Annotated in this window: 12 protein-coding genes; 3 read left to right on the top strand and 9 right to left on the bottom strand. The window is 70.8% G+C overall.

What is annotated here, in order from left to right; all coding sequences use genetic code 11:
- Positions 1-283 precede the first annotated feature (283 nt).
- Entirely contained in the window at positions 284-700 is a 417-nt protein-coding gene (locus ACFFQA_RS04995; RefSeq protein WP_377850422.1) for a nuclear transport factor 2 family protein, read from the bottom strand.
- Positions 701-783: 83 nt separating this feature from the next.
- On the opposite strand from ACFFQA_RS04995, the gene ACFFQA_RS04990 reads away from it, so the two are divergent.
- Positions 784-1,335, top strand: a complete 552-nt coding sequence (locus tag ACFFQA_RS04990) for a TetR/AcrR family transcriptional regulator (RefSeq protein ID WP_377850421.1) — start codon at positions 784-786, stop codon at positions 1,333-1,335.
- A 27-nt stretch (positions 1,336-1,362) separates the two neighbouring features.
- Here the strand turns inward: ACFFQA_RS04990 and ACFFQA_RS04985 are convergent, their stop codons facing one another.
- Positions 1,363-1,518 (bottom strand): hypothetical protein, encoded by a 156-nt coding sequence (locus ACFFQA_RS04985; RefSeq protein WP_377850420.1) that lies wholly within the window; start codon positions 1,516-1,518, stop codon positions 1,363-1,365.
- 514 nt (positions 1,519-2,032) lie between these two features.
- On the opposite strand from ACFFQA_RS04985, the gene ACFFQA_RS04980 reads away from it, so the two are divergent.
- Positions 2,033-2,212, top strand: coding sequence for a DUF7455 domain-containing protein (locus tag ACFFQA_RS04980; protein ID WP_030430966.1), 180 nt, complete (start codon positions 2,033-2,035; stop codon positions 2,210-2,212).
- A 151-nt stretch (positions 2,213-2,363) separates the two neighbouring features.
- On the opposite strand, the gene ACFFQA_RS04975 is transcribed toward ACFFQA_RS04980, so the two are convergent.
- The 6 genes from ACFFQA_RS04975 to ACFFQA_RS04950 all read right to left on the bottom strand — a co-directional run bounded on the left by ACFFQA_RS04975 (position 2,364) and on the right by ACFFQA_RS04950 (position 9,853).
- Positions 2,364-3,539, bottom strand: coding sequence for an ROK family protein (locus ACFFQA_RS04975; protein ID WP_377850419.1), 1,176 nt, complete (start codon positions 3,537-3,539; stop codon positions 2,364-2,366).
- A 40-nt stretch (positions 3,540-3,579) separates the two neighbouring features.
- Positions 3,580-5,016 (bottom strand): sugar ABC transporter permease, encoded by a 1,437-nt coding sequence (locus tag ACFFQA_RS04970; protein WP_377850418.1) that lies wholly within the window; start codon positions 5,014-5,016, stop codon positions 3,580-3,582.
- Positions 5,017-5,043: 27 nt separating this feature from the next.
- Entirely contained in the window at positions 5,044-5,817 is a 774-nt protein-coding gene (locus ACFFQA_RS04965; RefSeq protein ID WP_377850417.1) for an ATP-binding cassette domain-containing protein, read from the bottom strand.
- A 109-nt stretch (positions 5,818-5,926) separates the two neighbouring features.
- Entirely contained in the window at positions 5,927-7,057 is a 1,131-nt protein-coding gene (locus ACFFQA_RS04960; RefSeq protein WP_377850416.1) for a sugar ABC transporter substrate-binding protein, read from the bottom strand.
- A gap of 276 nt (positions 7,058-7,333) precedes the next feature.
- Positions 7,334-7,987, bottom strand: a complete 654-nt coding sequence (locus ACFFQA_RS04955) for a hypothetical protein (RefSeq protein WP_377850415.1) — start codon at positions 7,985-7,987, stop codon at positions 7,334-7,336.
- Positions 7,988-8,101: 114 nt separating this feature from the next.
- Positions 8,102-9,853, bottom strand: a complete 1,752-nt coding sequence (locus tag ACFFQA_RS04950) for a DEAD/DEAH box helicase (RefSeq protein ID WP_377850414.1) — start codon at positions 9,851-9,853, stop codon at positions 8,102-8,104.
- Positions 9,854-10,058: 205 nt separating this feature from the next.
- On the opposite strand from ACFFQA_RS04950, the gene ACFFQA_RS04945 reads away from it, so the two are divergent.
- The gene (locus ACFFQA_RS04945; RefSeq protein ID WP_377850413.1) at positions 10,059-11,168 is read left to right on the top strand and encodes a YihY/virulence factor BrkB family protein; all 1,110 of its coding nucleotides are present in this window, start codon (positions 10,059-10,061) and stop codon (positions 11,166-11,168) included.
- 208 nt (positions 11,169-11,376) lie between these two features.
- On the opposite strand, the gene ACFFQA_RS04940 is transcribed toward ACFFQA_RS04945, so the two are convergent.
- The gene (locus tag ACFFQA_RS04940) at positions 11,377-12,483 is read right to left on the bottom strand and encodes a glycosyltransferase family 9 protein (RefSeq protein ID WP_377850412.1); all 1,107 of its coding nucleotides are present in this window, start codon (positions 12,481-12,483) and stop codon (positions 11,377-11,379) included.
- Positions 12,484-12,603: the final 120 nt, after the last annotated feature.

Below are 12,603 nucleotides of genomic sequence, written 5' to 3'. Positions count from 1 at the left end.
TTCGTTCCCTCCCCCGAGGGAGATGTCTCTCCCCGGCGCACCGCGGAGTCGGCCGAGCGGCACACGGCCGACTCCGGCTGGAACACCGGGACACCGGGAGGATCGACTGCCTCGTGGTGCGCGGATCCCGACGGCGGCGACAACGACCGCCTCGGTGCCGTCCTCGGCGGGGCCGAGCGCTGCTCGGGCGCGGCGGCGGTCTCACCGTCCGCGGCTGAGCGGCCGGATCACTTCGGGGTGATCGACCAGGAGCCGGTGGGGTCGCCCCAGACCCACCGAGCCGCTACTCGGCCGTGTCCCGCAGCTCCCGCTCGGACTCCGCGATCGGGATGTCGTTGATGCTGGCCTCGCGGATGCGCATCAGGCCGTCGGGGTCGAACTCCCACATCTCGTTGCCGTGGCTGCGCCACCACTGCCCCTCGGCGTCGTGCCACTCGTAGCGGAAACGCACCGCGATCCGGTTGTCGCCGAAGGCCCACAGCTCTTTGCGCAGCCGGTACTCGCGCTCCTTCGTCCACTTGCGACGGAGGAACTCGCGGATCTCCTCCCGACCGGTGAGGAACTCCGAGCGGTTGCGCCAGCGCGAGTCCACTGTGTACGCCAGCGCGACCCGATCGGGGTCCCTGGTGTTCCACGCGTCCTCGGCGGCCTGCACCTTCGCGAGCGCGGTCTCGCGGGTGAACGGGGGCACCAGCGCCATGACTTCCTCCTTGCCGAACAACGGAGAACGTGCGTTCTCCAGCTACTGTAGAGAACGCACGTTCTCCAGGGAAGGGGTGCTGGGTGAACACCGAGGAGGCCGGGGCACGGCTGCTGGAGGCCGCCGAGCGGCTGTTCTACGAGCGCGGGATCCAGGCGGTCGGCATCGACGAGGTGCGCGGCGCGGCAGGCGTCTCGCTGAAGCGGCTCTACCAGTGCTTCCGGTCCAAAGAGGAGCTGGTGGCCGCGTACCTGCGCAACCGGGACCAGCGGTGGCGGGCCGAGCTCGCCGCGCACGTGGACGAGGGGCGCAGGACGGCGCGCGGGCGGGTGCTCGCGGTCTTCGACTGGCTGGAGGAGTGGTTCGGCAGGGCCGACTTCCACGGGTGCGCTTTCATCAACGCGCATGGGGAGCTGGGCGAGAGCTCGGCGGTGGTGGCCGGGGCCGTGCGCGAGCACAAGGACGCGGTTCTCGGGTACCTGCGCGAGCTCGCCGAGCACGCCGTCCCACATCGTGGACGGGCGCTCGGCGACCAGCTGCTGTTGCTGGTGGACGGCGCGATCGTGGTCGCGGGCATCCAGCGCGATCCCGGAGCGGCCAAGCGGGCCAAGCAGCTCGCGGCCGGACTGCTGTAACCCTTCCGCGGTAGTCCTCCACCAGGACTAGTCCTTGAACGATCCGTCATCTCGGCGGCGGTGGTTGCCCAGGATGTGCTGGCACTGCGGGCAGTGCCGCCGCAACGCGCGCTTGAGCACGTACAGCACGCCGAGCGTGACGACGTAGCAGAACACCGCGAAACACCACTTGACCAGACGCACCAGCCCCGCGTCGGTGCACGTGCGACAGTCCCGGCAGGCCACAGGCGACTCCCTTCCTCACCACGAGCGTGCCAGCGGTCCGCGCGCGCGGAATCGGGGTTTACCCCTGCTCCCTTCGGGGAGTACAACCCGGGTAACCACTGTGGACAGCGCACCTCGGTCGTGGCAAAGATGAACCAGGCGACGAGAAGGACGCGGGAGGTGGCGCGATGCGGAGGTCACGGTCGGGCCACGCCCACAACCGGAACGTGAGCACTCCGGAGATCGGGGTGCGCTTCGGCGTCAAGTGGATCAACGAAAAGACGCGGTTCGGCCACGGGCCGTGTCGGCCTCTGCGACATCTGGGTATATCAAACGTGACGGGTGTCGCCAGCGGCACGGGAACACTGACGAGGCGCCAAACGTCTGCAAGAGTGGAGCTAGCGAGCACCGCGATCCCGCGCGGATCTCGGTGGTCGCAGCTGGATCAACGGGTATCGGAAATCCCTCCGGTACCGGGACGAGGGGAGACGCAATGCCTGGAACACTCACCCGCCCCGAGCTGACCGCTGCCGACCGCTGCGACCGCTGCGGGGCCGCTGCCCAAGTCCGCGCTGTTCTCGCCTCCGGCGGTGAACTGCTGTTCTGCGGTCACCACGCCCGCGAACACGAGACGAAGCTGCGTGAGCTCGCCGCGCAGATCGTCCAAGGCTGACTCGGCTGATCAAGACCTTCCAACCTGACAGCCCACGAGACCGGGCGGGAATCCCCAGTGGATTCCCGCCCGTCGGCTTTTCCGGGACGGTTCAGCTCTGAGCGAACATCAGGGTCCCGGCCGGGCCGCGACACGCCCGGCCGGACCGCGTTCAGCTGACAGCGAACACGCGCTCGAAGGCGAGCTCGGCGGCGCCGATGAGGGCGGCGTCCCCGGCCAGTGACGAGGTCGCCACGCGCACCGAGCCCGCCGCCCTGCCGACCAGGCTGCGCCGGTGCACGGCGACGGTCACCGACGAGACCACGGCGGGCGGCAGCACGGCGAGCAGCCCGCCCAGCACGATGAGCTCGGGCGCCAGCAGGTTCAGCGCGTTGGTCAGCCCGAGCGCGAGCCACTCCGCGAACCCGGCCAGCCGGTGCAGCGCCAGCTCGTCGTCGGCGGCCAGCGACCGCAGCTCCGCCACGATCAGCGACCGGGGCGTGCCGGTGGGCAGGTTCAGCGCCCGGCACAGCGCGTCCTCACCGATCTCGGTCTCCAGGCAGCCCCGGCAGCCGCAGTAGCACTGCCGCCCGGCCGGGTTGACCACCATGTGCCCCAGCTCGCCGACGTAGCCGCCGCTGCCGCGCAGCGAGACCCCGCCGAGGATCACACCGCCGCCGACGCCCACGTCCGCGGAGAGGAAGACGACGTCCTGCGACGTGCGGGCCACTCCCCTGGTGTGCTCGGCGAGCGCGCCCAGGTCGGCGTCGTTGCCGACGTCCACGGGCAGCTCCAGAGCCTCGACCAGCAGCGACCCGAAGGGCACCCCGGTCCAGTGCAGGTTCGGCGCCTCGTGGACGAGTCCGTCGGCTCGGCGCACCACCCCGGGCACCGAGACCCCGGCCCTGGTCGGCTCGCAGCCGAGCTCGTCGACCAGGTCCACCCGCGAGCGGACGATCCCGGCGACCACGTCCTCCGGCGTGCCCTGGCCCCTGGGCAGGGTCCAGCTGCGCGCACCGAGCAGCCGCCCGCCCACCCCGGCGACGGCGACCGAGACCTGCTCGACGCCGACGTCCACCGCGAGCACCGGGACCGCATGGGCCTGCGGCAGGACCAGCAGCGAGGGCCGTCCGGCGCCGTGCCGGTGGGTGGGCACCTCCTCGGAGACCACTCCCACCGCGCTCAGCTCGTCCACCAGCGCCTTGATGGTGCTGCGGTTCAGGCCCAGCTCGGCGGCCAGCTCGGCGCGGGTGGCCGGGCCGTCGAGGTGCAGGCGGCGCAGCAGGGCCGCGCGGTTGTGCCTGCGGACCTCGTCCGGTCTGGTTCCTGCGGTCGGTGCGACGGCCACTGCCCTCCTCGTCCCACTGCGGTGTGGGACCCGTGCGGCGTCAGCGCACGCCGGTCGCCGCCGAGCGGCGGCGGGACAGCGCGTCGACGCTCGCGGCGAGCAGCAGCACCAGGCCGGTGACGATCGAGACCACCGCGGCGGGCTCGCCGAGCAGCCGCAGGCCGTTCTCGATGGTCGCGATGACCGCACCGCCGACGATCGCGTCGCGCACCCGGCCCTTGCCACCGAACAGCGAGGTGCCACCGATGACGGCCGCGCCGACCGCGAACAGCAGGGTGTTGCCGCCGCCCGCCTGCGGGTCCACCGAACCGACCTTAGAGGAAAGGATGATCGCGCCGATGGCTGCCACGGTGGAGCAGATCACGAACACGCTCATCCGGACCTTGGTCACGTCGATACCGGCGCGCCTGGCCGCCTCGGCGTTGCCGCCGACGGCGTAGACGTGCCTGCCGTAGCGGGTCCGGTCCAGCACGAAGGTGCCGAGCACCAGCAGGCCGAGCACGATCGGCACCACGTACGGCACGCCCTGGATCACCACCGCCTCGTTCGGGCTGCGGTTGAGGCTGAGCGCGTAGGTGGCCAGCGCGCCCAGCACCACGACGGCGCCGACCTTGGCCCCGACCAGCGCGGTGGGCTGGACGACGAGGCCGCGCTTGAGCCTGCCGAAGTGCCTGCCCAGCACGACGGCCGCGTAGCCGCCCGCCGCGACGAGGAACAGCAGCCAGCTGCCGAGCGGGGAGAGGTTGCTGTTGGCGACGCCGAAGAGGACCTCGTCGTTGACCGCGAGCGTGCCGCCCTCGCCGATGTAGAGCAGCACAACCCCCTGCCAGGCCAGGAAGAGCGCGAGGGTCACCACGAAGGACGGGATGCCGACCTTGGCGACGAGGAAGCCGGTGAGGCACCCGATCGCCGTGCCGACGCACAGCGCGAGCAGCATCTCCAGCCACGGGTTGGCCGGCAGTCCGACCAGCATCAGCACCAGCGCCAGCGCGGGCGGGACCGCGGCGACGTAGAGCTTGGTGACCACCGCCATCACCGCGCTGACCGCCATGGCGGCGACCGTGAGGTAGAAGACCCACGAGCCCATGCCGCCCAGCAGGTTGCCGTCGACCTTGAGGTGCAGCGCCCACACCGCGGCGGTCACCCCGGAGGCGGTGCCCGCGGACAGGTCGATCTCGCCGAGCAGCAGCACGTAGACCAGGCCCATGCCGATCACCGTGATGCCAGCGCCCTGGGTGAGCAGGTTGGCGATGTTGCCCAGCGTCAGGAACTGCGGGGACAGCGCGGTGAACACGACGAGCAGCACCAGCAGGCCGCCCAGCGCGGGCAGCGCGCCGAGCTGGCCGCCGGAGAGCCTGGCGAAGTAGTCACCGACGGCTTGGCGCACGCTGCGCTGGGCGGTGTCGATGCCGAAGTCGGAGACGGCCGTCGAGCTCGCCGACCCCGCCGGGGTCGAGGAGGCCTGGGTCTCGGTCATCAGAGAAGTCCTCAGCTGGTGAAGGGGCTAGACGGTCGCGGTCTCGGGGGCGGCGATGCCGAGGTCGCCGGAGCGGCCCGCGGTGATCAGCTCGACCACCTGGGCGCGCGTGGTGTCCCTGGTGGGCACCTGGGCCGCCATCCGCCCGAGGTAGAGCGCCGCGACGGTGTCGGCGACCTCGAACACGTCGTTCATGTTGTGGCTGATCAGCACCACGCCGAGGCCCTTGTCGGCGAGGCGGCGGACCAGGTCGAGCACCTGCCGGGTCTGGGCGACACCGAGCGCCGCGGTCGGTTCGTCCAGCAGCACCACGCGGCTGTCCCACAGCACCGCCTTGGCGATGGCCACGGTCTGCCGCTGGCCGCCGGACAGCGAGGCGACCGAGGTGCGCACCGACTTCACCGTGCGCACGGACAGGTCGGCGAGCACCTTGCGCGCCGCCTCCTCCATGCCCGCGTCGTCCAGGGTGAACCCGCGCATCCGCTCCCGGCCGAGGAACATGTTGTCGACGATGTCGAGGTTGTCGCAGAGCGCGAGGTCCTGGTAGACGACCTCGATCCCCAGCGCGGCGGCGTCCCTGGGGTTGCCGACGGTGGCAGGGCTCCCGTCGAAGAGCAGCTCGCCCGAGTCGATGGGGTGGATGCCCGCGATGGACTTGACCAGCGTGGACTTGCCCGCGCCGTTGTCACCGACGAGCGCGGTCACCTCGCCGGGGCGGACGGTGAAGTCCACGTCGTGCAGCACGTGCACCGGGCCGAAGCTCTTGTTCACCCCGCGCAGCTCCAGGATCGGCTGGCTCACGGGACCTCCAGAAGGATTCGAAGTCGACGTCGTCGGGTGGCGCTGGTGCCTGCGGTGGGGCGGGTGTCGGGGCGCCGCCCCACCGCGGCCGTCCTGAGGGGCGGGGTCCCTACTTGGTGATCCCGGCCTGCTTGCACTTCTCGGCGACGTCGCCCTTGCAGACGTCGGCGACCTTGACGAAGCCAGAGTCGGTGGCCTTCTTGACGTTGTCCTTGGTGATCAGCTCGGGCGTGAGCAGGATCGACTTCACGTCGCGGTTGCCCTTGGGGTCGCGCTCGGTGGCGGTGGCCAGCTTGTCCGCGCCCGCCTTGTCGCCCTTGGCCAGCGCGATCGCCAGCTGCGCCGCCGCGTTGGCCTCCTGGTCGATCGGCTTGAGCACGGTCATGCACTGGTCGCCGCGCAGGATGGCGGCGAGCCCGTCCTCGGTGGCGTCCTGGCCGGTGACCGGGACCTGACCGGCGAGACCGGCCTTCTTCAGCGCGGTGATCACCGCGCCCGCCAGGCCGTCGTTGGCCGCGAGCACGCCGTCGACCTTGCCGCCGTTGGCGGTGAGCAGCTGCTCGAAGGTGGTGTTGCCGAGCTGGTTGTCCCACTTGGCGATGGCCTGGTCGCCCGCGAGCTTGAACTCGCCCGAGTCGTACTTCGGCTTGAGCACGCTCAGCGCGCCGTTCTTGAACAGCGTGGCGTTGTTGTCCTCGGGGCCGCCGTTGATCTGGATGATCTGCGGGTTGGCCTTGCCCTTGAGGCAGTCCACCAGGCCCTGGCCCTGGAGCTGGCCGACCTTGGTGTTGTTGAACGAGACGTAGTAGTCGGCGCTGCCGCCCAGGCTCAGCCGGTCGTAGTCGATCACCGGGATGCCCGCGGTCTTGGCCTTGCGCTCGATCGCGGCCCCGCCCTCGTCGCTGAGGTTGGTGATCATCAGGACCTTCACGCCCTGGCTGATCATCGAGTCGGCGATGGTGGAGAACTTGCTGGTGTCCCCCTCGGCGTTCTGGATGATCGGCTCGACCCCCGCGGCCTTGAGGGCCTTGTCCAGCAGCGGCCGGTCGAAGCTCTCCCAGCGCGCGGAGGACTTGGTGTCCGGCAGGATGACGCCGACCTTCGCGCCGGTTCCGCCCGAAGTGGCGCCGCCGCTCGGCTGGGTGCCCGCGCCCGAGTTCGCGCTGTTGTTGCCACAGGCCGTCAGGGCGAGGGCCAGGCCCGACCCCGCGGCGAGCAGGGCAAGAGTCTTGCTGCGCATCCGCCCGATCCTTTCCGTTACGCACCGCATCGAGCGCCCCACGACACACGGCGGCGGAAATGTTGTGGGCGACAACGTATCCCCCGTTCGTGGCAGTTCGGAAGGATTGTGGATCGATTCAGGGTGACCTAGACAACACGCTTTCGCTACGGCCAGGTAACCGAAATGTCACACGAATCGGCGAAACGTGAAGGTTTTTGATCACTCAGAGAAGCGCAGGTGAGCGCCCGTGAGAGCGCTCACCTGCGACGTTGCCCTTCGGGACGGACCGAAGAGCTACTCGACGGTAAGGCCCAGATGATCAACATGAGCCTTGGTCAGGTCCGAGGTGCCGAGCATGACCATCGGGGCGGGCTCACACCGCTCGCCGTGCAGCTGGCACGACCAGTCCTTGAGTCCGACCACCTCGCGGCCGTCGACGAGCACCCGGATCTGGGCGCCCTTGCCCTCGACGCGGTAGGAGTGCACGCGGTCGGTGGTGTCCATCGGCAGGTTGATCGCGCGGTCCAGCGTCTTGAGGCAGAGGCGGTCCTTGTTGAGCCCGAGAATGGTCGGGACGGCGCCGTCGGAGATCACCAAGCCGACCTGGCCGCCGTGACCGGTCAGCTCCTTGGCGCACTCCGGCGCGGCGGGCGTGGACGGGTCGACCCGCAGCCGGGTGTGCACGGCCCAGCCGCGCGCGTTGCTCACCGCCAGCCACGGCGAGCCCTCCGCGATGGTGAGCTGGGTCCGCTCGTCGAAGCTGATCACGCCGTCCTTGACGGTCGGCTGCGTGGGGTTCTCGTGCCGCAGCTCCCACCCGGAGTAGGGCGGGGCGACGGAGAAGTCCAGGTCTGCGGAGGCGGGAGCGGCGGAGGCGAGCGGCGCGGCGCCCACCCCGGCCGCGGTGAGCGCCACGAAGAGCGCTGCACCCAGACGAGTGAGGTTCATGGTCGCCGACCGTGGCCCGGCCACCCGCCGCCCTCAAGGTCAGATCAGAACCTTTCCATTCGGGTGTACACGTTCACCCGAATGCCAATCACCTTCAGGGAGCGCCGAAGGCGGCTACCAGGAGCGGAGGGTGGCGATGCGCTCTTCGAGGTGCTCCATCGAGGCCATCGGGGTCGGCGGGCCACCGCACTTCTTGCGCAGCTCGGAGTGGATCATGCCGTGCGGTTTGCGGGTGCGGTGGTGGTGCAGGGCCACCAGCGTGTTGAGCTCCTTGCGCAGCGCGGTGATGCGCTCCTGGACCGACTGCGGGCGGGGCGGCGGTGGGGCCGCCTCCTGCTGCTGGGCGGCCTTGTCCTTGCGCTTGCGCGCGGCGTTGGCCAGCTGCTGCTGCTGACGCTGGCGGAGCAGGTCGCGGACCTGGTCCGGGGCGAGCAGGCCGGGCAGGCCCAGGTACTCCTGCTCCTCGTCGGTCCCGGCGAGCGCCGCGGTGCCGAAGGAGGAGCCGTCGTAGATCACCTGGTCCAGCTCGGCGGAGGCGCCCAGCGCGGTGAACGCCTTCTCCTCCTCGCCCGGCTCGTCCTGCTGCTGGTTGGCCTGGGCCAGGAGCTCGTCCTCCCAGCCCTCCTTCTCGCGGTGCGGCTTGCCGAGCACGTGGTCGCGCTCGGCCTCCAGCTGACTGGCCAGCTCCAGCAGCACCGGAACGCTGGGCAGGAAGACGTTGGCCGTCTCACCGGCGCGGCGCGCCCGCACGAAGCGCCCGATGGCCTGGGCGAAGAACAGCGGGGTGGAGGCGCTGGTCGCGTAGACGCCGACGGCGAGACGGGGCACGTCGACGCCCTCGGAGACCATGCGGACCGCGACCATCCACTCCTCGTCGCCGTCGGAGAACTCCTTGATGCGGCCGGAGGCCTTGGGGTCGTCGGAGAGCACGACCGTCGGCGGCTTGCCGGTGATCAGCTCCAGCTGCCTGGCGTAGGCCTTGGCCGTCTCGTGGTCGGTGGCGATCACCAGGCCGCCCGCGTCCGGGACGCCGCCGTTGCGCATCTGGGTGAGCCGGATGTGCGCCGCCTTGAGCACCGAGGGCATCCACTCGCCGTTGGGGTCCAGCGCGGTGCGCCAGGCCCTGGCGGTCTGCTCGGCGTCCAGGGGCTCGCCGAGGCGGGCGCTGAACTCCTCACCTGCGTTGTTGCGCCAGGTCGCCTCGCCGGAGTAGGCCATGAAGATCACGGGACGGACCACGCCGTCGCGCAGCGCGTCGGAGTAGCCGTAGGAGTGGTCGGCGCGACTGCGCTCGAAGCCCGCGGCGTCCGGCTCGTAGTTGATGAACGGGATCGGGGTGTCATCGCTGCGGAACGGGGTTCCGGTCAGCGCGAGGCGGCGGACGGCGGGCGTGCACGCCTCGCGCACCGCGTCACCCCAGGACTTCGCGTCGCCCGCGTGGTGCACCTCGTCGAGGATGACCAGCGTCTTGCGGTTCTCGGTGCGCACGCGGTGCAGCGTCGGGTGGGCGGCGATCTGCGCGTAGGTGACCGCGACGCCGTGGTAGTCCCGCGAGGTGGTGCCAGCGCCGTTGCGGAAGTTGGAGTCGATGGCGATGCCGACGGCCGCCGCAGCCGAGGCCCACTGGTGCTTGAGGTGCTCGGTCGGCGTGACGATGGTGACCGCCTCGACCGTGCGGTCGGCGAGCAGCTCCGCGGCGACGCGCAGGCCGAAGGTGGTCTTGCCCGCGCCCGGCGTCGCCACCGCGAGGAAGTCCTGCGGGCGGGCGGTGAGGTACTTGGTCAGCGCCCGTCGCTGCCAGGCGCGCAGCGGCCGGAACTCCGCGGTGGACAGGCGTTCGGCGACGGTCGACTCGGTTACGGTCACGTGCTGTCCGTTCCTTCCGCCCGCGTCCTGAACATGCGAACGCCCTCCGCTCTTGCAAGCGACGAGGGCGCCAGGAAGCCTACATCGGCCGCCGGGGTGGGGCGGACCGGAACGGGAGTCCCGGCCGCGAAAAGCGACACGCGACACTCCGGTTTCCCGGCCCTGTGATGCTCCGGCGGACAGCATGGAGCATGCTGGTCCGGACATGAACGCGCCTGTCGAAAACCAGTCGGCCGACGCCACCGGGGGCCCGGGGCAGCGGCGCGGCCTGCGGCGGCTGCTGTCGCTGATGATGGGCAAGGCCTGGCACGACAACATCTTCTCCGAGGCGGCCGAGGCCGCCTTCTGGCAGACGCTGTCCCTGCCCCCGCTGCTGCTCGGCCTGCTCGGCAGCATCGGCTACGTCGCCGAGTGGTTCGGCTCCGAGGTGGTCGGCGCCGTCCAGAACCGCATCCTCGCCTTCGCCGGCAAGATCTTCACGCCGAACGTGGTCGACGGGATCATCGGCCCGACCGTCCAGGAGATGCTGACCAAGGGGCAGGGCGAGGTCGTCTCGATCGGCTTCCTGATCTCGCTGTGGGCGGGCTCCTCGGCCACCGCGTCCTTCATCGACGCGATCACCGTGGCGCACGAGCAGTACGGGGTGCGCAACATCGTCTGGCAGCGGATCCTGGCGCTGCTGCTCTACCTGGTCACGCTGATCCTGCTGATCATCGGGCTGCCGGTGTTCGCGCTCGGCCCGGAGTGGCTGCCCACGCTGTTCCCCGTCACCTGGCAGCCCACCGTGGAGCTGTGGGTCGGCAGGTTCTACTACCCGGGCACCGCCGTGCTGCTGGTGCTCGCGCTGACCACGCTGTACAAGCTCGCGCTGCCCAGGAAGCTGCCGTGGCACCGCGGGCTGCCCGGCGCGGTCCTGGCGATGGTGTTCTTCCTGATCTCCGCGACCGTGCTGCGGCTCTACATCAGCTCGATCAGCAGCACCGGCTTCACCTACGGCGCGCTGGCGACACCGATCGCGTTCCTGCTCTTCGCGTTCTTCATCGGGCTGGCGATCGTGCTCGGCGCGCACCTGAACAACGCCATCCAGCAGCTGTGGCCCGCGAAGATGACCGGCCGGGAACGGCGGAACTGGCGGCGGCTGGAGATGGACAAGGCGGCGCGGAAGCTGCGCGCCGACGCCGAGCGGGAGCAGTGGCAGGTCCGCGCGGAGTCCGAGACCGAGGCGTCCGAGGCCAAGCTGCTGACCAAGAAGCTGCCGGAGGTCTCCTCCCCTGCCGACACGCACGACACCACGCCGGTGCACCGCGACCCATAGGCCGTGGCCCGCACGTAGCGACACCACCTCGCCCGGAGCCCGCACCCGGCGCCCTCGTTTCGCGTTGTGGAGCCTTAACGCGAAATGAGAGCGCTCTTTTGCGCATCAAGGTGACAAAACGCGAAAACTCCGATCATGTCGGCCGGTCCAACGCGCACAGACCGTGGCACGGGGTCGACGCGGCGGCGGCGAGGTTCGCGGAGCCCTCCTACGGCAGGAGGAGTGAGGCGGGGCGGAGCACGGATCTGGCCGCTGCCGCCAGGTCGGCGGGCGCGATGTCCAGACATGACGAGGTTCCGCGCACCAGCTGCGCCCGCACGGATCTCGGCCTGGTGTCGTCACCGCGGCCCGTGCCGCCGTAGGCGATCGCCACCGGGGTGCCCACCGCGTCGGCCAGGTGCATCGGCCCGGAGTCGTTGCCGACCAACACTTCCGCGCGGCTGATCACGGCTGCCAGCACCGCGACGCCGACCGGTTCCAGTGCGCGCACGCCGGGGTGGCGGGCGCGCCCGACGACCTCGGCGATCAGCTCGCATTCGCGCGGGGAACCCGTCACGAGCACCGGGAGCCCGGCATCGGCGAGCAACGCGGCCGTGGCGGCGAAACCCGCTGCGGGATAACGGAGTTCGTTTCGAGTACATCCCGGCGTGAGCACCGAGAACGCGCCTGTCGTCCCGGTGAGCACGACGTCGGCGGCGGCACGCGCGCGTTCCGGCAGGTCGATGCGGACGACGGTGCCCTTCGCCGGAACTCCCAGGCCGTGCAACAGATGCAGCGTCCGGTCCACCTGGTGCGTCGGTCCCTCCGGCGGCGGGACGCAGTGCGAGGCGACCACGCCTCCGGTCTCCGCCGAGTGCACCGCCCGGACACCGATCCCGGCCAGCAGCCCGGCGTGCGCCGCGGCCCACGGGGACTGGGCCGCCGAGGTGAAGACGATCATCGCGTCGTAGCCGCGGCTGGTCAGTGTGCCGATCAGCGCTTGCTCCTGCCGTGCCGAGCGACGGACGTCCTCGCGCGGGGCGGTCGAACGGTCGTACCAGGACGGCGTACCGACAACCACGCCGTCGAGCACCGAGAGGAGCTCGCGAACGGCGGCGCCCGACGGCGAGGTCAGCAGGTCGACGCGGCTGCCGGGAGCGGCTTGCCGCAGCGCGCGCAGCGCGGGCGCCAACATCAGCGCATCGCCGAGATTGCCCGGTCGTACAACCAGAATCCGGCTGAGCTCCGTCCAGTCCACGTGCGACGGAAACGGCTCGGACAGCAGGGGCAGGGCCGGTGACGGACGCGGCGAGGGCACTCGGAGGGACACGGTCACGGTTCACCTCCAGAGGCGGGCGAGAGGTGCGGAAATGCGCACCACTCAGTTCAATGCCCGTTCCGTCCCTTGCCAAACCGCCCGGGGTCCCACGGACGGACGCAGACCGGTTGTGCGCGA

The organism is Allokutzneria oryzae (assembly GCF_042429765.1).
GTDB lineage: Bacteria > Actinomycetota > Actinomycetes > Mycobacteriales > Pseudonocardiaceae > Allokutzneria > Allokutzneria oryzae.
This window is presented reverse-complemented; position numbering and strand designations above follow the sequence as displayed.